The following is a 16891-nucleotide window of genomic DNA, read 5'->3' as shown; positions in this document are numbered from 1 at the left end:
CCTTAAAAAAACTGTCTAAATTAGTGGTTCTTTCCATAGTTAGTTGAATTTATAACTAATTAGTATTATAATATTTTAATAATAATTCGAGAAATGAGGCTTTGATATGGAAGAACTTATTAAACTATTAGATAAAAACCTAGGATATATTGATCATTCTATCTTAAACGATACTATTTATATAAATGTAAAATCAGTACGCGAATATGCTATATGTCCATATTGCAATACCCCTTCTACCAAAGTACATTCATATTATAAAAGGAGCTTTCAAGATCTACCTATACAAGATAAGAAGACTGTTATTATTCTAAGCAATAGAAAGATGTTCTGTGTAAATGAAGATTGTAAGCATACAACATTTGCTGAAACTTTTGATTTTATTAAGTTTAAATCTAAGAAAACTAGCCGTTTACAAAATGAAATAATTAATATATCTCAAAACGTTAGCTCTATATCAGCTGCTAAGATGATAAATACTAGAATTGCGAGTATAGGAAAAAGTACTATTTGCAATCTTTTAAAAAAAAATAATTATAAGTATTAATAAGAATAATGTTAAAAAGGTATGTATTGATGATTTTGCAACAAAAAAGCGTGAAACCTATGGAACTGTTATGATTGATATAGATACTCATAGAATTGTTGATATGATTAATTCTAGGGAGTATGATGATATTGTTACTTGGCTAAAGACATTTCCAAACCTTCAGGTAGTTTCACGAGATGGCTCTATTACATATTCTAATGCAATCAAAGGTAGAAATAGAAGCTGAAGCACAAGATAAAGAAAAGGGAATCTTAATAGAAAGTAATAATAAACAATTAACTTTATCTGAGAAAATAGATGCAGCTAGAAGATTAGTTGAAACTGGTACTACAAATACAAAGATTTGCAAGTTATTAAATATGGATATCCGTACCTTAGAAAAGTATCTTAATATGTCTGAAAAAGAACTATATGAGAATTTAAATATAAGTACTGTAGAATCTACTCACAATAATAACGTTGCTAAAAAAGAACAATTAATATCTATGGTGAGAGAAATGTATCAAAAAGGTTTTTCTAAAAGAGCAATATCGAGAGAATTAGGTATCCATCGTACTACCGTTACAAATTATTTAAATCCAAATGCATCTCCAATTAATGGAAACTATGCCACAACAAGAAATGATACTTTGCTATCTCCTTATCATGAGCATATTAATCAACTTCTATTAGAAGGATATACATTTAAAAGGATAGAGGAGTCTATTAAAGCTAAAGGGTATACAGGTTCAAGCTCGACAATACGTATGTATACAACTCGTATGAGAAAATTAAATAAAGAGGCAATTAAAGAATTCACTAATGAAAATGTGGAATTTATTGAAAGATCACTACTTATAAAGCTGCTGTATAAACCATTAAAAGATGTGAAAAAACTAAGTGAATCCCAACTAAATAAAGTATTATCGGCACATCCATTATTTGATAAAATCTACAAACTTGTATTAAGATTTAAGGATATTTTAAAAGGTTCAAATCCTGACAATTTAAATTTATGGATTGAGCAAGCTAAACAATTAGAGATAAGTGAAATAAATAGCTTTGTAAATGGAATAAATAGAGATATTGATGCTATAAAAAATGCTATTACCTATAGTTATAGTAATGGATTGGCAGAAGGCAGTGTGAATAAGATTAAAGTTATAAAAAGAATTATGTATGGCCGTTGTAACTTTTCAACTTTACGTTCAAAGGTTCTTTTATTAGAAAGGACATGAGATTTCAACTAACTATGGAAAGAACCAGTTTTCACTTGACAAATACAAATATAATATGTTTTAGTATTCTAAGGATTTAAGCTATTGTAAAACATGGGGAAGTTTAAGCGAGAGCGAAATAAGAGCGATGCCAGACTCTTAACATATTAACTTTTCCAATACTCTAAAAAATCAGTTTCAAATAAGGTAAACATGTCTTCTTTTAAAGTAATAGAAGGTCCTCTGCTCCATAAAAATAATTTCATGAAGCAGAGGACTTTAGTCAATGCCATTTTTACTAAAATAAATAGTCAATATATACTCTAGCTACCAATATATTACTAGGCTTAGTAGGGACTATTTTAATAATCACAGGAGTATCATCAGAAGAATTAATTATTAATGCTTCCATAGCTTTTAAAGAGTAAGTATTGTCATGGGTTTCAATATTTACATCGTTAACACTTAAAATAATGGTGAATTGATTTTTACTCAAAATCTCATTTAATACATATTCTTCATCAATATAAATACATGAAAGACTTCCCTTTGTTCCATTTGCCAACATTAAATTAAAATCCTTAGCTGTACCATAACTAGTTGTATTTAATCCACCATCAAACTCATAGATCTGAAACGGTTTTAATTCCATATAATCTTCATTATTGTGAGTCAATTTTAAATTTTTATCAAGTGGTGTAATAAATCTATATACTCCTTCTAATTTTGTAAATTCTGATTTTTCAAGTTCCACAGTAGCAGAACTTATTCTAAACTTAAAATTAATGCTCTTGTAACTTGCATCTTCAGGATAAATATAGATCTGAGTAGTTTTTCCACCACTCCACTCTGTTACAATGAAATCCTCGTTTTTTATTAGTTTTATAGTATTAGCCATATTATTCTCCTTGATAATATATAGGTTTTATGCATACTTGTAAACATTGTTAAAACAAAATAGTATGTACCATTAAGATATGGTTTGGTCTATATAGATTATAATCTAAAAAGAGAAATTATGGAAGTGTTATTCAGACCCACTGGTAACTTATTCTACTTATTTTTATGGAATAATATTGAAAGTTATTTCTAATAAAGCAAATAATAATAAATAACGGATTTCATTATGATATTTGCCTCTCTTGTTTTTTTATGTCATACATAATTTTCTATGATTATATCAAACTATAATTAGACCAATTTTTTGTGAAATGGTTGAAGCTTATACAAAATAATACTAGGAGGAAAAATATGATTACAAATAGAGCTAATGAAATATTAAATCAAAACCGTAGGAATATTGAAGTTCTTCACAATGGTAATCAGGTTTGGCTAGAAGGCGTTAATTCTTTAAATAACACTGCTCAAGTGAGAGTACTAGAAAATAATCAAAACATAATAGTACCTATTGACGAATTAAATGAAACTGGTAGGGAACTTAAATAAATTAAAAAGCTTCTATGATATGCTTCCTTTATAGTAAATAGTTTAAAAAATCTAACTACTATATAGGAGGCTTTTATGTTTCATAATAATCAGCTGACTATTTAAACTCTTAGTAATATTATATAAATAAATTAACTGTTCTATTGAGAGGGAAGAGTAATAGTTCTTAACTTTTTACAAGCACTTTGTTAAAAAAGTAACGTAGACTTCAGTTTTTTCAATGCGTAAAGTACTTTACAAAGGAAAAGAGATATGATAGTATATGGATAGCTAATATAGTAAAAATATACTTAATAGTTTGATCAAGGAAATTATTAAAATACAATATTAATAACAGGAGAATTGGAGTGTCAACAATTAATAACATTATATTATATATGTGTTGTTTAATTGTTGCTTTTTTTACGCCTTTTTGTTTATTAAAAAGCAAACACTAATAGAAGAAAGTATTAGTTAATGGAAAATGTATCCAGAAGATTATACTATCGTATGAGATAATACAATGATGTCTCTTCTAATACCATAGGTGTTTAATGTAAATACGAGATTACATATAAAAGCTAATAAGAATATTCTGAAAGTATCGCATTATTTACTCTAAACCTATTTAATTAGGCTTAGAGAGGTAAAAGGAGGAAGGTATTGGAGACTTTAAAAGAGAAAACTGTATTTTTATTAGATATGGATGGAACTATATATCTTGGAGATGAATTAATTGATGGTTCGAAAGAATTTCTAGAAACTATAAAAAAGGAAGGAAAAAGATATATTTTTCTCACGAACAATTCATCAAAAAGCAAAGAAGTATATGTAGAAAAGCTTAATAATTTAGGTATACAAGCTACTGAGGAAGAGGTATTTACTTCAGGAGAAGCTACTACCATGTATTTAAAGAAACAAAAAGAAGGTGCAAAAATTTATTTATTAGGAACTGAGGCATTAGAAAAAGAATTTATAAAAGAAGGTTTTATATTAGAAAAAGAAAGACATAAAAACATAGATTATGTAGTATTAGGGTTTGATACCACATTAACTTATGAAAAATTATGGGCAGCATGTGAATACATATCTGAGGGAGTGGAGTATATAGCTACACATCCAGACTTTAATTGTCCCTTGCCCAATGATAAATTTATGCCAGATGCAGGTGCAATGGCTGCATTTATAGAAGCTTCTACTGGTAAGACACCAAAAGTAATAGGTAAACCAAATAAGGAAGTAGTAGAAAGTATTGCTTCAAAATATGGTTTAAACAGAGAAGATATGGTAATGGTAGGAGATAGATTATATACAGATATTAAGACTGGACAAAATGCAGGTATAGCCTCTGTATTAGTTTATTCTGGTGAAACTAAAGAAGAAGACTACAGAAATAGTGAAACGAGAGCAGATTATGTGTTTAATTCTGTAAAAGATATGATTGAGTTATTATAATTTAGAGTTCATATAAAAAGTGAATTCACTTAAAAAAATAAGGAATGATAGTATGAGTGAAACAATAATTGATAAGATTGAGTTAAATCCAGTTATTGCAGCCGTTCAGAATGAAAAAGACTTAGAAATTGCAATTAAGTCTCGAGTATCAACTATATTTTTACTTTGTTGATATATTTAATGCTAAATCACTAGTTGACAAAATCAAAAATGCTGGTAAAAACGCTTTAATACATATTGATTTTCTCGAAGGAATAGGAAGAGACGCTAAAGCTATTGATTATATTATTCATGTTATTCAACCAGATGGTATTATTAGCACTAAAAGTAGTCATATAAAGATTGCTAGGGCAAAAGGGTGCTTTACAATACAAAGATTCTTTTTGATTGATAGTAAATCCTACGAAATGACAATAAAAAGTGTGAAATCTATACAACCAGATATGATTGAGATTATGCCTGGGGTTATGCCTGGAGTAATAGAACGCATTACAAGACAACTGTCAATACCTGTTATAGCAGGAGGGTTAATAAGTAGCAAGCAAGATATAATGGAAGTTTTAAAGGCAGGAGCATTAGGAGCATCCACCGGTAAAAAGAATTTATGGGAACTATAGTATCAAATTTATGATACTTTGATTACAAAAAAATGTTTATGGCTGAGAATAGGAGAGCCGTGGAACTAAATCTATTTTAAATAGGTTATGTTTGCACGGCTTTTTTTATCTTTTCGGCAATATTACTACAACCTTAATTTTAAAAATAAGTATTCATTTTATATTTTCTCAAGATTTTCGTGTGTATGTAAAAAGGAGGAATAAAGAATGTATGATATTACAGTCATTGGAGCCGGTATAGTGGGTACTTTTATAGCCAGAGAGCTTTCAAGATATGAATTAAGAGTGTTACTAATTGATAAGGAAAATGATGTAGCCAATGGAACTACAAAAGCAAACAGCGCTATAGTACATGTTGGATATGATGCGGCAGAAGGAACATTAAAGGCTAAATTAAATGTAAGAGGAAATGAACTATATGAAGAGATATGTAAGGAGCTACATGTTCCTTTCAAAAGAATAGGTTCTTTAGTTATAGCTTTTAATAAACAAGAGATGGAGACAGTAAAAGAGCTATTTGATAGAGGAATAAAAAATGGTGTCCCTCAATTGGAAATATTAGACAAAGAAGGTTTATTAAAGCTTGAAAAAAACATAAATGAAGAGGTAGTAGGTGCTCTATTCGCAAAAACAGCTGGAATAGTTGGACCATGGGAACTAGCTATTGCATTAGCAGAAAATGCAATGGAAAACGGGGTAGAATTGATGCTTAATAGCCAGTGACTAATATCAAAAAAACAGTAGACGGTTACTGTATTACAGCTGGAGATAAGAAAATAGAGAGTAAAATGATTATTAATTGTGCTGGAATTCATTCTGATGAAATAAATAATATGGTAAATAGCCCAAGCTTCGAGATACTGCCCAATAGAGGAGAGTATAATTTATTTGATAAATCAGTAGGAAACATGGTTAGTACGGTAATTTTTGGATGCCCTTCAGAAGCAGGTAAGGGAGTAGTTATTATGCCTACAGTTCACGGCAACTTACTTATAGGTCCAACTGCAGAGTATGTAGATAGCAAAAACAAATTAGATACTACACTTGAGGGGCTAGCTTTTATTAACGAACATGCTCAGCATACCTTGAAGCAAATAAACTTTCAAAATGTTATCACTTCATTTACTGGATTAAGAGCGAAGACTAAGTCTCAAGATTTCATCATTGAAGAGTCAAAAGAATCCTTAGGATTCTTTAATGTAGCAGGAATAGATTCTCCAGGTCTTACATCTGCTCCTGCAATTGCGGAATATGTTGTAGAATTAGTAAAAGAAAGAGTAGGGAACATGGGAATAAAACAAGATTTTAATCCTAATAGAAGACCTAATATTCACTTTATGGAACTGCCTGACGATGAGAAAGCAAAGCTTATTGAAAAGGACCCTAGATTTGGAAGAATTATATGTCATTGTGAGCATATTACAGAGGGTGAAATTGTTGATGTTATCAAAAGAAAGGCAGGAGCAACAACAGTAGATGGAGTCAAGAGAAGAGCAAGACCTGGTTCAGGAAGATGTCAGGGCGGATTTTGTGCTCCGAGAGTAATGGAAATTCTTGCAAGAGAGCTTGGGATAGACATTACAGATGTTGTAAAGGATAGCCCAAATTCTCATATATTAACAGGGAAAACTAAGTAGTATAAATATATATAAAGGTAGGAGGGAGCATTTTGTTACAGTATGATATTGCAGTGATTGGTGGAGGTCCTGCAGGACTAGCGGCTGCTATAGAAGCACGAAAAAGTGGAGTAAAAAAATATTAATAATAGAGAGAGATAGAGAATTAGGTGGAATATTACAACAATGTATTCACAACGGGTTTGGACTCCAGGTTTTCAAAGAGGAGCTTACTGGTCCTGAGTATGCAGAGAGGTTCATTAAAGAGCTTATTACTATGGGCATAGAATATAAACTAGATACAATGGCTCTAGAGATTTCAGATAAAAAAGTTATTACAGCAATGAACTCAACAGATGGGATACTTAAAATACAATCTAAGGCTATAATTCTAGCAATGGGTTGTAGAGAAAGAACTAGAGGGGCTATTAGAATACCTGGAACTAGACCGGCAGGGGTTTTGACAGCTGGAACCGCTCAGAGATTTGTTAATATTGAAGGATATATGATTGGAAAAAGAATAGTTATTCTTGGTTCGGGAGATATTGGCCTAATCATGGCGAGACGTCTTACTCTTGAGGGAGCTAATGTACTAGCAGTTGCTGAGTTGATGCCATACTCAGGAGGACTAAAAAGAAATATAGTTCAATGTTTAGAGGATTTTGACATCCCACTTTATTTAAGTCATACAGTAGTAAATATAGAAGGACATGACCGAGTAGAAGCTGTAACTATTGCTCAGGTTGATGAAAGACTTAAACCAATAAAAGGCACAGAAAAGAAGTTTGAATGTGATACATTACTACTATCTGTAGGACTGATTCCTGAAAATGAACTTTCCAAATCTGCAGGAATAGAACTTCACTCAGTTACTGGAGGTCCAATTGTAAATGAATCTATGGAAACTTCTGTTGAAGGAATTTTTGCCTGTGGTAATGTGGTTCATGTTCACGATTTAGTGGATTGGGTGACGGAAGAAAGTAAAAGAGCGGGAAGTAGTGCTGCTAAATATATAAAAGGACAGATAGAAAGCAACGGTAAAACCATAAAACTTAGGGGGATAAATGGAGTAAGGTATGTTGTTCCACATCAAATAAGGTTAGATAATATAGAGCAAACAGTTGAGTTGATGATGCGTGTAGATAATATCTATAAAGATGTAAAACTTGTTATTAGAAGTAATGAAGAAGTAATAAAAGAGATAAAAAGAAGTCATGTCGCTCCTGGAGAAATGGAAACCATTAAATTGGACTTAAATAAAATTACTCTACAAGATAGTGATGAAATATATATAGAAGTTGTTAAGGAGGAAGCATAACTATGGAAGTTAAAGATATGGTTTGCATTGTCTGCCCTTTAGGTTGCAAGTTAAAGGTTATTAAGGATGATACAAGTCAAACAGGATATACTGTTGAAGGAAACAGATGTTTTAGAGGTGCAGATTATGGCGTTAAAGAATTGACAAATCCTACAAGAGTATTAACAACAACTGTCATTATGTCAGATGCTCCTGTTAAAAGACTTCCAGTTAGAACATCTGGAGCAATTCCTAAACATCTAATTAGACAAGCAATGGACATAATTAATAAAGTAGAGGTTAAAGCGCCAATACAAGTAGGTCAGATTATAATTAAGAATATCCTTGATACAGGCGTAGATGTAGTGGCTTCTAAGAGTATGTATCAAAATACCAACATGAAGATAAATTAAAAGGCTGTTTTGTTTAAGGATAAATTCATTTAGAAATAAGCAATATAGGGGAGGTAGAGATTATTGATAAATAATAGGGAAGTTCTACTAAGATTAGTTTTATCAGCTATAGCAGGAGGTATTGTTGGTATGGAAAGGGAGGCCAACCATAGTTCCGCTGGGCTTAGAACTCATATATTAGTTACTTTAGGCTCTACCCTTATTATGCTAATATCTATGTATGGTTTTCAAGGACTTGGTGCCAATAATAATGGGGGTGAACCTGCTAGATTAGCAGCACAAGTAGTTAGTGGAATAGGATTTCTAGGAGCAGGAACCATTTTGAGAACAGGGAATAATATTCGAGGTTTAACTACTGCTGCAAGTATATGGGTTTGTGGGGGTATAGGATTAGCTATAGGAAATGGTTATTATTTAGGAGGAGTTGCAACTACTATAATAGTTTTGTTTGCTTTAAGAGGCTTGGTTTTTGTACAAAAGAAATTATCTAAAGGCCAACATGAATTGTTAATTGTTCAATGTAAAGAGCGGGCTGGTTTAATAGGGGACATAGGACATATATTAGGCAAAAATAATATTATAATTAATGAAATTAAAGTTAATAGTGAAGATAATATTGTAGAAAATGAAGATCATATGATAGAAATTGTATTTATGGTGAGGTTACCGTCTAAATTTACAAATGGAAGTTTTTTTGATGAAATTCTAAATGTGAATGGAGTGGAAAGTGCAATATGGAAGGGAGAATTAGGAGAGGCTTTTCTAAACTAAATTCTAAGTATTGTTGTCTCAGGTATTTAACACTTGACTATTTTAACCTTTAGTGATACCATATTAATAATTTAATCGTTTCCATTGAAAGGGAAGAGTAATTGTATGTTTAGTTATAGAGAGCTGGTGATGGTGGAAATCCAGCACGATGATGTCCAATGAATGGGCCCTTGAGGAGTAGTGTGAAATAAGTATATTAGATTAGCACTACCGTAAGCCACACGTTATAGTGGATAGGGTATGTTAGTACCTGAAGAGAGGTGTACTTTACACAATTTAGGTGGTACCGCGGATATTACTCCGTCCTATTTATTTAGGACGGAGTTTTTTGTATTTTTGACTTGATTAAGCGCAGAAGGGGTGATAGTGATGTGAAGAGACTTTAATGCTAATAAAAAAACAATGAAACATAAGAAAAATAAAACAAAGGAGAGTGTTTTTATGAATATCAAAAAATTTGTGTTAAACTCTTTATTACTTGCAATAGGAGCTCTTTTACATCAGATTACTCCACCACTAGTGCTTGGCATGAAACCAGACTTTTCACTAGTTATGCTTTTTATTGTAATATTATTTAATGAAGACTTTAAGTCATGTATAACAGCAGGCTTAGCTATTGGGATATTTTCTGCACTTACAACTGGGTTCCCTGCTGGACAATTACCTAATATAATTGATAAGATAATTACAACAACTATAATATACTTTAGTATCAGAGCTCTTACTGGAAAAGTTAAGGAGCAAATATTGATGATGATTATAATAGCTATAGGTACATTAATAAGTGGAATAGTTTTTCTATCTTCAGCAGCATTTTTAGCAGGACTACCAGGAAGCTTCAATATACTACTGGTATCAATTGTTTTACCTGCAGTTCTCATAAATACAGTAGCGGGAATGGCCTTATTTAATACTGTAAGACTTAGCATCAAAAGGAGTAATTTTAAAATGAATTAATTGATAGTTCTGGGAATTGATTTTTCATTCATCTAAAAAGAAGGAAAACATCTTTTCTCTGTAGAATAAAAAGATAAAAGGAGGAAAAATACAATGAGAAAAATTGCTTTTTTCGCTTTTAAAGGTCAACAGATGTGCTTTATGCACATACTACTTAATGCATTAGATTTTCATGAAAAGGGTATTGAAACTAAGATTATCATGGAAGGTGAAGCAGTAAAGCTGATTAAAGAGCTTGAAGAGTCTAACAATAAGCTTTATAAAAAAGCTAAAGATTTAAACCTATTTGATTGTGTATGTAAAGCTTGCTCTGCTAAAATGGGAGTATTAGAGTACAATGAAACCTGTGGTATTCCTTTAAATGGAGATTTGCACGGGCACCCTGCTATGAATGATTATATTGAAAAAGGTTTTGAGATTATTACATTATAGATTATCTTGAGAGTTACAAAAAATAAAGATTTGGATATCTTCCAAGTCTTTATTTTTTTATAGCAAAATAAAGCATTGTGGATAATAAAAAGAAGTACCTAATGATTTATCTTGGTAATAATGATAAACATGTATGAATTATGCAATAAGTCAAATAATATATCTAGACATTGGTAAACAAAATCCATAAGAGAGGTAGGAGTGTGTTTATGGCAAGAAAAGTAAAAACTATGGATGGGAATCAAGCAGCTGCATATGTATCCTATGCCTTCACAGATGTAGCAGCTATCTTTCCTATTACACCGTCTACACCTATGGCAGAAGGTGTAGATGAATGGGCTGCCCATGGAAAGAAGAATTTATTTGGGCAGCCAGTAAGAGTAGTAGAAATGCAGTCAGAAGCTGGGGCTTCAGGAGCTGTTCATGGTTCACTACAAGCTGGAGCGTTGACAACTACTTATACAGCATCTCAAGGACTTTTGCTTATGATTCCTAATATGTACAAGATAGCAGGTGAGTTATTACCAGGAGTATTTCATGTAAGTGCACGTGCAATAGCAACTCATGCCCTATCGATTTTTGGAGATCACCAAGATGTGATGGCTACTAGACAGACAGGATTTGCCCTATTGGCTTCTAATAGTGTTCAGGAGGTTATGGATTTAGCAGGAGTTGCTCATTTAGCAGCTATAAAATCTAGGGTGCCCTTTCTTCATTTTTTTGATGGATTTAGAACTTCTCATGAGTATCAGAAAATAGAAGTGCTAGAATATGAAGAATTAGAAAGCCTATTAGACTATGAAGCTCTAAAGGCTTTCAGGGAGCGTGCATTAAATCCAGAGCATCCTGTAGCTAGAGGAACAGCTCAAAATCCCGATATATATTTTCAAGGGAGAGAGGCTGCTAATCCTTTTTATGAAAATGTACCAGACATTGTAGCAGATTATATGAAGGAAATTAGCCAATTAACAGGAAGAGATTATAGGCCTTTTAATTATTATGGTTCAGAGGATGCAGAAGATATTATTGTAGCTATGGGTTCTGTATGTGACACAATAGAAGAAACTATAGATTATTTAATGAGTAAAGGTGAAAAGGTAGGCTTAATCAAGGTTCACCTCTATAGACCTTTTTCATCAAAATACTTTTTTAATGTACTTCCTTTTACTGTAAAAAGAATAGCAGTATTAGATAGAACTAAAGAACCTGGTGCTGTGGGTGAACCGCTATATCTAGATATCAAGAGTCTTTTCTATGAGCGCAAGGAGCAACCATTAATTACAGGAGGAAGATATGGATTAGGCTCTAAGGATACTAGACCTTCCCAAATAATTGCTGTATATAATAACTTAAGAAAATTAGAGCCTAAAAATGGGTTTACAATAGGAATTGTAGACGATGTAAAAGAGACTTCTCTTAAAGAGGAGGATATAGTTGATACAACCCCTAAGGGCAACATTGCATGCAAGTTCTGGGGGCTTGGCTCTGATGGAACAGTAGGAGCTAATAAAACTGCAGTAAAGATTATTGGAGACAATACAGACTTATATGCTCAAGCCTATTTTTCATATGATAGTAAAAAATCAGGAGGCTCTACAATTTCTCATCTTAGGTTTGGTAAAAGTCCAATTAAATCTTCTTATTTAATTTATAATGCAGATTATATTGCATGTCACAATAGCTCCTATGTAAATCATTTTGATTTATTAAAGGGTATCAATAAAAAAGGAATTTTTGTGTTGAATTGTCCTTGGACTGAAGATGAGCTTGAAGAAAAGCTACCCGCTTCCTTTAAGAGAGCTATTGCAGAAAATCAGGTTGAATTTTATATTATTGATGCTATGAAAATAGCTCATGAAATTGGATTAGGCAATAGAATTAATATGATAATGCAGGCTGCTTTCTTTAAGCTAGCAAATGTAATACCTATAGAAGATGCAATCAAATATTTAAAGGAGAATATTGAAAGTTTATATGGGAGAAAAGGTGAAAAAATAGTAGAAATGAATAAAAAGGCTGTTGATAGAGGTGTTGACGGCTTGGTTAAGGTAAAAGTTCCCTCTCATTGGTCTCAAGCAAAAGACGGAAACAATCCTATAAAAGAAGAGCCAGATTTCGTAAAGAATATTCAAAGACCAATGGCAAGGCATGAAGGAGACGAATTGCCAGTTAGTGCCTTTACAGGAATGGAAGATGGCACCTATCCACTAGGAACAACCTCATATGAAAAGCGTGGCATTGCACCAATGGTTCCTCAGTGGCAGACAGAAAAATGTATCCAATGTAATCAATGCTCATATATTTGTCCTCATGCAGTAGTTAGACCTTTTCTATTAGATGAGGAAGAAAAAAGCAGGGCACCTCATACATTTGAGACTAAAAAAGCAGTTGGCAAAGGAATTGAAAACCTACACTATCGCATTCAGATAAGTCCTTTAGATTGTACAGGATGTGGAAACTGTGCTGATGTGTGTCCTGCCCCTGGAAAGGCTTTAGTAATGGTAGATGCAGAAGAGGAAATAGTAAGGCAAGAGGAAAACTGGGAGTATACCATGACTATTAGTGAAAAAGCTCATTTAGTAGATAAGGGAAATGTGAAAAATAGCCAATTTGCAAGACCTTTATTGGAATTTTCTGGAGCATGTGCAGGTTGTGGTGAAACTGCCTATGTAAAACTAGTAACTCAGCTTTATGGAGATAGGATGATGATTGCCAATGCTACAGGATGCTCTTCAATCTGGGGAGCTAGTGCTCCTTCTATTGCTTATAGTACTACTGCTGAAGGAAAAGGGCCTTCTTGGGCTAATTCTCTCTTTGAAGATAATGCTGAGTATGGATTTGGAATGCATATTGCAGTACGGCAGATAAGAGAGAGATTAGGACAATTGATGAGACAGGGGATTGAATCAGACCTTGATGAGGAATATAAAGATGCCTTTAAGTATTGGCTTGAAAATATGGAACATGGAGAGTTATCGAAAAAAGCTTCTCAAAGAGTCATAGAGACACTTGAAAAGCATAATCATTATGACAATCCAATTGTGAGGGAAATTTTAGAGAAAAAAGATTATCTCATAAAAAAATCCATGTGGATTATTGGCGGTGATGGTTGGGCTTATGATATAGGCTATGGCGGGGTAGATCAAGTATTGGCTATGGGAGAAGATGTAAATCTATTAGTATTAGATACAGAAATCTATTCTAATACAGGAGGGCAATCCTCTAAATCTACTCCTACAGCTGCTGTAGCGAAATTTGCTGCGGCAGGAAAACGGATTCGGAAAAAGGATTTAGGATTGATGGCTATGAGCTATGGTTATGTTTATGTAGCTCAGATAGCTCTTGGTGCCAATATGAATCAAGCTATCAAAGCCATTAGAGAAGCAGAAAGCTATAAGGGACCATCACTTATTATTTGCTATGCTCCTTGTATCAGTCATGGTATTAAGACAGGAATGGGAACTAGTGTAGCTCAAGAAAAGAAGGCAGTAGAAGCAGGTTATTGGCATCTATATAGATACAATCCTTCCTTAAAGGAAGAAGATAAAAATCCATTTATTCTTGATTCCAAGGAACCAACTGCTTCATTTAGGGAATTTATAGAAGGAGAGATTAGGTACTCGCAAATTATGAATGTATTTCCTGATGTGGCAGATGAATTATTTTCTCAAGCAGAAAAGCATGCAAGGGAAAGATATGAAACCTATAAAAGATTAGCAGAGATGAAGTATTAAATCAAAAAAAGGCTCCCCAAAAGGGGCCTTTTCCTATTTTTGATTGCTATCTACCCATTCTTTTGCATTTTTTACTTGATGATAGTCTGGTATGGGAACATTAGAAATTGGCTGCTTTTTTTCTATATTTGCCCAAGCTGCAGTATTTTGTTTTTCGATAGGCATTCCCATATTTCTTTCCTTTTTTTTATTTGTACTCACAGTTATCACCTCTCTATTAGTATTTTCAAGAGAGAAAAAAATATGAGTCATAAAAAATCAAATGATATAGAGAATGACACAGAGGGACTTCATAGTAGGTGGTTCTTGTGTGTTGCTTTTATGTGTTATTATTAGTACTTCCAATCTTTCTTTAATTGCAATATAATAAAGTTGGTAGGGGTCTGTTATTTAATGTGTAATTTTAGGCATGATTATAAAGGTAGATTCTATAAAATAGGGAGATGATAGCTAATGAAGATAGGTATACCTAGGGCATTATTATACTACAAATACCGCTATCTCTGGGAGACATTTTTTGATGAGCTAGGAATAGAATATATTATCAGTCCAGATACAAACAAAGAGATTATTAGCAAAGGCATGACATATGCAATTGATGAGGCATGTCTTTCTTCTAAGATATATTTAGGTCATGTTGAATGGCTAATAGGTAAATGTGATTATATACTTGTTCCAAGGGTCTCAAACTATGGGGGTGCTGGAACTGTATGTACAAAATTTCAAGCTATATACGATATAGTAAAAAATACTTTTAGAGACAGAGATATTAAGATATTGTACTATAATATAGATGTTAAAAGTGCTGACTTTGAAGCCAGGGCTTTTCTTAAAATGGGAAAGCTACTTAACAAGAGAAAACCAAAATGCATGAGAGCTTACCTAATTGCAAAACAGGCTGAAAAAACTGCAAGAATTATGGATGAAAAATATCAAGAACAGCTATTAAATGAAGATAAAATTAAAATCCTCCTAATAGCACATCACTATAATATTAACGACAGATATATTGGTGCACCTATTATTGACTACCTACGTGAAATGGATGCTATACCTATTATAGGAGATATTGCTAACAAGAAAGAGGCTATTACAAAATCAGCAGAGATAACTGATACATTACCTTGGGCATATAACAAGGAGTTAGTAGGCTCAGTAGCAATGTACAAAGACAGAGTTGACGGCATCATACTTATAAGTTCGTTTAATTGTGGGCCAGATTCTTTAGTCAATGAAATAATTATCAGACGTGTTAAGGACAAGCCTATACTTAATCTCATAGTAGATGGTCAAGAAGGAAGTGCAGGTATGGAGACACGTTTAGAAAGCTTCTTGGATATAATTAAATTTAAAAAGGATGATTACAGTGGGAATGTATAAAGTTAGCTTTCCTCAATTAGGAAATTATAATGTACCCTTGGAAATCTTATTTACAGTAGGCTTGGAAGTTGAATATGTAGCGCCTCCACCTATTACTAAAAGAACATTAGAGTTGGGCAGTCGTTATAGTCCTGATTTTGCTTGTGCTCCCTTTAAATATACGCTTGGAAATTTCATAGAAACTATTGAAGCAGGTGCCAATACACTTGTTCAAACAGGTGGAGTGTGTAGATTAGGTTATTATGGAGAACTTGACGAGCAAATACTTAAGGACTTAGGATATAATATACGATTTGTAAATATGGCAAAGGCTAAATACTCAAACCCTGTGACATTTTACAATGAGTTTAAGGAAATAAATCCTAATGTGTCATTAAAAAAAGTAGCCAAAGTTCTACCAGTAGTAATAAAAATGGTGGAATACATAGATGAAATAGAAGATTATATTCGCAAAAACATAGGATTTGAAACTAAAATTGGTTCTTTCAATGATGTCCACGAAAACTTTCTAGCAGAACTTAAATCTGTTCGAACTAAGGAAGAGCTAAATAATACTTATCATAAATTCCTTAAGCTTTTCAAGACAATTGAGGTTAATAAACCTAAAAACCCACTTAGAGTTGGAATAGTAGGAGAGTATTATACTATCATGGAACCATTTAGCAATCATTATATAGAGAAAGAGCTTGCTCAAATGGGAATAGTCGTTGACAGATGGATGAATATTACGAATTCAATACTTCATCGCCCTGAAAAGAAAGCAAAAGAACGTATAAAAAATTATGCTAAATATGATATGGGTGCTACAAGTATGTATACCATTGATAAAGCATTGGAGTATGCAAAGAAAGGTTATGATGGCATAATTCATGTAAAATCAGCTGGATGCACACCAGAAATTGATGCTATGTCTGTACTTCAAAATATTAGTCTAGATTATAAAATACCTATACTATATTTTAGCTTCGACTCGCAAACCAGTGATACAGGAATACAAACTCGTCTTGAAGCATTTTATGACATGATAATCATGAGGAAGGAGAAGTAA

Annotated in this window: 15 protein-coding genes, 2 pseudogenes and 1 other annotated feature; of the genes and pseudogenes, 15 read left to right on the top strand and 2 right to left on the bottom strand. The window is 32.6% G+C overall.

Annotation, left to right across the window (positions count from 1 at the left end):
- Nucleotides 1-106: 106 nt before the first annotated feature.
- The 3 genes from ABV008_RS10510 (at nt 107) to ABV008_RS10500 (ending at nt 1767) form a co-directional block, all read left to right on the top strand.
- Nucleotides 107-547: a transposase family protein gene (locus ABV008_RS10510; protein WP_352419776.1), complete on the top strand. Its 441-nt coding sequence runs from the start codon at nt 107-109 to the stop codon at nt 545-547.
- Between the two features lie 70 nt (nt 548-617).
- The gene (locus ABV008_RS10505) at nt 618-776 is read left to right on the top strand and encodes a hypothetical protein (RefSeq protein WP_352419775.1); all 159 of its coding nucleotides are present in this window, start codon (nt 618-620) and stop codon (nt 774-776) included.
- A complete protein-coding gene (locus tag ABV008_RS10500; protein ID WP_352419774.1) occupies nt 748-1767 on the top strand; it encodes a transposase in 1020 nt (339 codons plus the stop codon). The genes ABV008_RS10505 and ABV008_RS10500 overlap by 29 nt, the downstream gene beginning before the upstream one ends.
- Before the next feature lie 277 nt (nt 1768-2044).
- Here ABV008_RS10500 and ABV008_RS10495 read toward each other — a convergent pair whose 3' ends face one another.
- Nucleotides 2045-2644: a HutD family protein gene (locus tag ABV008_RS10495; protein ID WP_352419773.1), complete on the bottom strand. Its 600-nt coding sequence runs from the start codon at nt 2642-2644 to the stop codon at nt 2045-2047.
- 353 nt (nt 2645-2997) lie between these two features.
- Here ABV008_RS10495 and ABV008_RS10490 point away from each other — a divergent pair, with 353 nt between their 5' ends.
- The 10 genes and pseudogenes from ABV008_RS10490 to nifJ all read left to right on the top strand — a co-directional run bounded on the left by ABV008_RS10490 (nt 2998) and on the right by nifJ (nt 14463).
- Nucleotides 2998-3192: a small, acid-soluble spore protein, H family gene (locus tag ABV008_RS10490; protein ID WP_352419772.1), complete on the top strand. Its 195-nt coding sequence runs from the start codon at nt 2998-3000 to the stop codon at nt 3190-3192.
- A gap of 642 nt (nt 3193-3834) precedes the next feature.
- Nucleotides 3835-4626: an HAD-IIA family hydrolase gene (locus ABV008_RS10485; RefSeq protein ID WP_352419771.1), complete on the top strand. Its 792-nt coding sequence runs from the start codon at nt 3835-3837 to the stop codon at nt 4624-4626.
- Between the two features lie 128 nt (nt 4627-4754).
- Nucleotides 4755-5243: a glycerol-3-phosphate responsive antiterminator gene (locus tag ABV008_RS10480; protein WP_352419770.1), complete on the top strand. Its 489-nt coding sequence runs from the start codon at nt 4755-4757 to the stop codon at nt 5241-5243.
- A gap of 207 nt (nt 5244-5450) precedes the next feature.
- Nucleotides 5451-6880 (top strand): annotated as a pseudogene (locus ABV008_RS10475) (NAD(P)/FAD-dependent oxidoreductase).
- Nucleotides 6881-6912: 32 nt separating this feature from the next.
- Nucleotides 6913-8177 (top strand): annotated as a pseudogene (locus tag ABV008_RS10470) (NAD(P)/FAD-dependent oxidoreductase).
- A gap of 2 nt (nt 8178-8179) precedes the next feature.
- A complete protein-coding gene (locus ABV008_RS10465; protein WP_352419769.1) occupies nt 8180-8569 on the top strand; it encodes a DUF1667 domain-containing protein in 390 nt (129 codons plus the stop codon).
- A 63-nt stretch (nt 8570-8632) separates the two neighbouring features.
- The gene (locus ABV008_RS10460; protein WP_352419768.1) at nt 8633-9340 is read left to right on the top strand and encodes an MgtC/SapB family protein; all 708 of its coding nucleotides are present in this window, start codon (nt 8633-8635) and stop codon (nt 9338-9340) included.
- 75 nt (nt 9341-9415) lie between these two features.
- Nucleotides 9416-9651 (top strand) — a binding site (T-box leader).
- Nucleotides 9652-9781: 130 nt separating this feature from the next.
- Nucleotides 9782-10297 (top strand): tryptophan transporter, encoded by a 516-nt coding sequence (locus ABV008_RS10455; RefSeq protein ID WP_352419767.1) that lies wholly within the window; start codon nt 9782-9784, stop codon nt 10295-10297.
- A 93-nt stretch (nt 10298-10390) separates the two neighbouring features.
- Complete coding sequence (locus tag ABV008_RS10450; RefSeq protein WP_352419766.1) at nt 10391-10729, top strand: cytoplasmic protein; 339 nt, start codon at nt 10391-10393, stop codon at nt 10727-10729.
- Between the two features lie 209 nt (nt 10730-10938).
- On the top strand, nt 10939-14463 hold the full coding sequence (gene nifJ / locus ABV008_RS10445) for a pyruvate:ferredoxin (flavodoxin) oxidoreductase (protein WP_352419765.1): 3525 nt from the start codon (nt 10939-10941) through the stop codon (nt 14461-14463).
- A 33-nt stretch (nt 14464-14496) separates the two neighbouring features.
- Here nifJ and ABV008_RS10440 read toward each other — a convergent pair whose 3' ends face one another.
- The gene (locus tag ABV008_RS10440) at nt 14497-14664 is read right to left on the bottom strand and encodes a CDIF630_02480 family spore surface protein (RefSeq protein ID WP_352419764.1); all 168 of its coding nucleotides are present in this window, start codon (nt 14662-14664) and stop codon (nt 14497-14499) included.
- A gap of 252 nt (nt 14665-14916) precedes the next feature.
- Here ABV008_RS10440 and ABV008_RS10435 point away from each other — a divergent pair, with 252 nt between their 5' ends.
- Both ABV008_RS10435 and ABV008_RS10430 read left to right on the top strand, forming a co-directional pair.
- Nucleotides 14917-15843 (top strand): acyl-CoA dehydratase activase-related protein, encoded by a 927-nt coding sequence (locus ABV008_RS10435; protein WP_352419763.1) that lies wholly within the window; start codon nt 14917-14919, stop codon nt 15841-15843.
- Complete coding sequence (locus tag ABV008_RS10430; protein WP_352419778.1) at nt 15836-16891, top strand: 2-hydroxyacyl-CoA dehydratase; 1056 nt, start codon at nt 15836-15838, stop codon at nt 16889-16891. Before ABV008_RS10435 ends, ABV008_RS10430 begins: the two co-directional genes overlap by 8 nt.

The organism is Proteiniborus sp., from assembly GCF_040308045.1.
Taxonomy (GTDB): domain Bacteria; phylum Bacillota; class Clostridia; order Tissierellales; family Proteiniboraceae; genus Proteiniborus.
Note: the sequence above shows the minus strand (reverse complement) of the source record. Positions and strands in the feature narration are given on the sequence as shown.

What these genes read in the sequence shown, in the direction of transcription:
- ABV008_RS10505 (WP_352419775.1), top strand. Translation starts at nt 618, where the DNA reads ATGATTGATATAGATACTCATAGAATTGTTGATATGATTAATTCTAGG.
- ABV008_RS10490 (WP_352419772.1), top strand. Translation starts at nt 2,998, where the DNA reads ATGATTACAAATAGAGCTAATGAAATATTAAATCAAAACCGTAGGAAT.
- ABV008_RS10430 (WP_352419778.1), top strand. Translation starts at nt 15,836, where the DNA reads ATGTATAAAGTTAGCTTTCCTCAATTAGGAAATTATAATGTACCCTTG.
- nifJ (WP_352419765.1), top strand. Translation starts at nt 10,939, where the DNA reads ATGGCAAGAAAAGTAAAAACTATGGATGGGAATCAAGCAGCTGCATAT.
- ABV008_RS10495 (WP_352419773.1), bottom strand. Translation starts at nt 2,644, where the DNA reads ATGGCTAATACTATAAAACTAATAAAAAACGAGGATTTCATTGTAACA.
- ABV008_RS10500 (WP_352419774.1), top strand. Translation starts at nt 748, where the DNA reads ATGCAATCAAAGGTAGAAATAGAAGCTGAAGCACAAGATAAAGAAAAG.
- ABV008_RS10435 (WP_352419763.1), top strand. Translation starts at nt 14,917, where the DNA reads ATGAAGATAGGTATACCTAGGGCATTATTATACTACAAATACCGCTAT.
- ABV008_RS10455 (WP_352419767.1), top strand. Translation starts at nt 9,782, where the DNA reads ATGAATATCAAAAAATTTGTGTTAAACTCTTTATTACTTGCAATAGGA.
- ABV008_RS10465 (WP_352419769.1), top strand. Translation starts at nt 8,180, where the DNA reads ATGGAAGTTAAAGATATGGTTTGCATTGTCTGCCCTTTAGGTTGCAAG.
- ABV008_RS10450 (WP_352419766.1), top strand. Translation starts at nt 10,391, where the DNA reads ATGAGAAAAATTGCTTTTTTCGCTTTTAAAGGTCAACAGATGTGCTTT.
- ABV008_RS10510 (WP_352419776.1), top strand. Translation starts at nt 107, where the DNA reads ATGGAAGAACTTATTAAACTATTAGATAAAAACCTAGGATATATTGAT.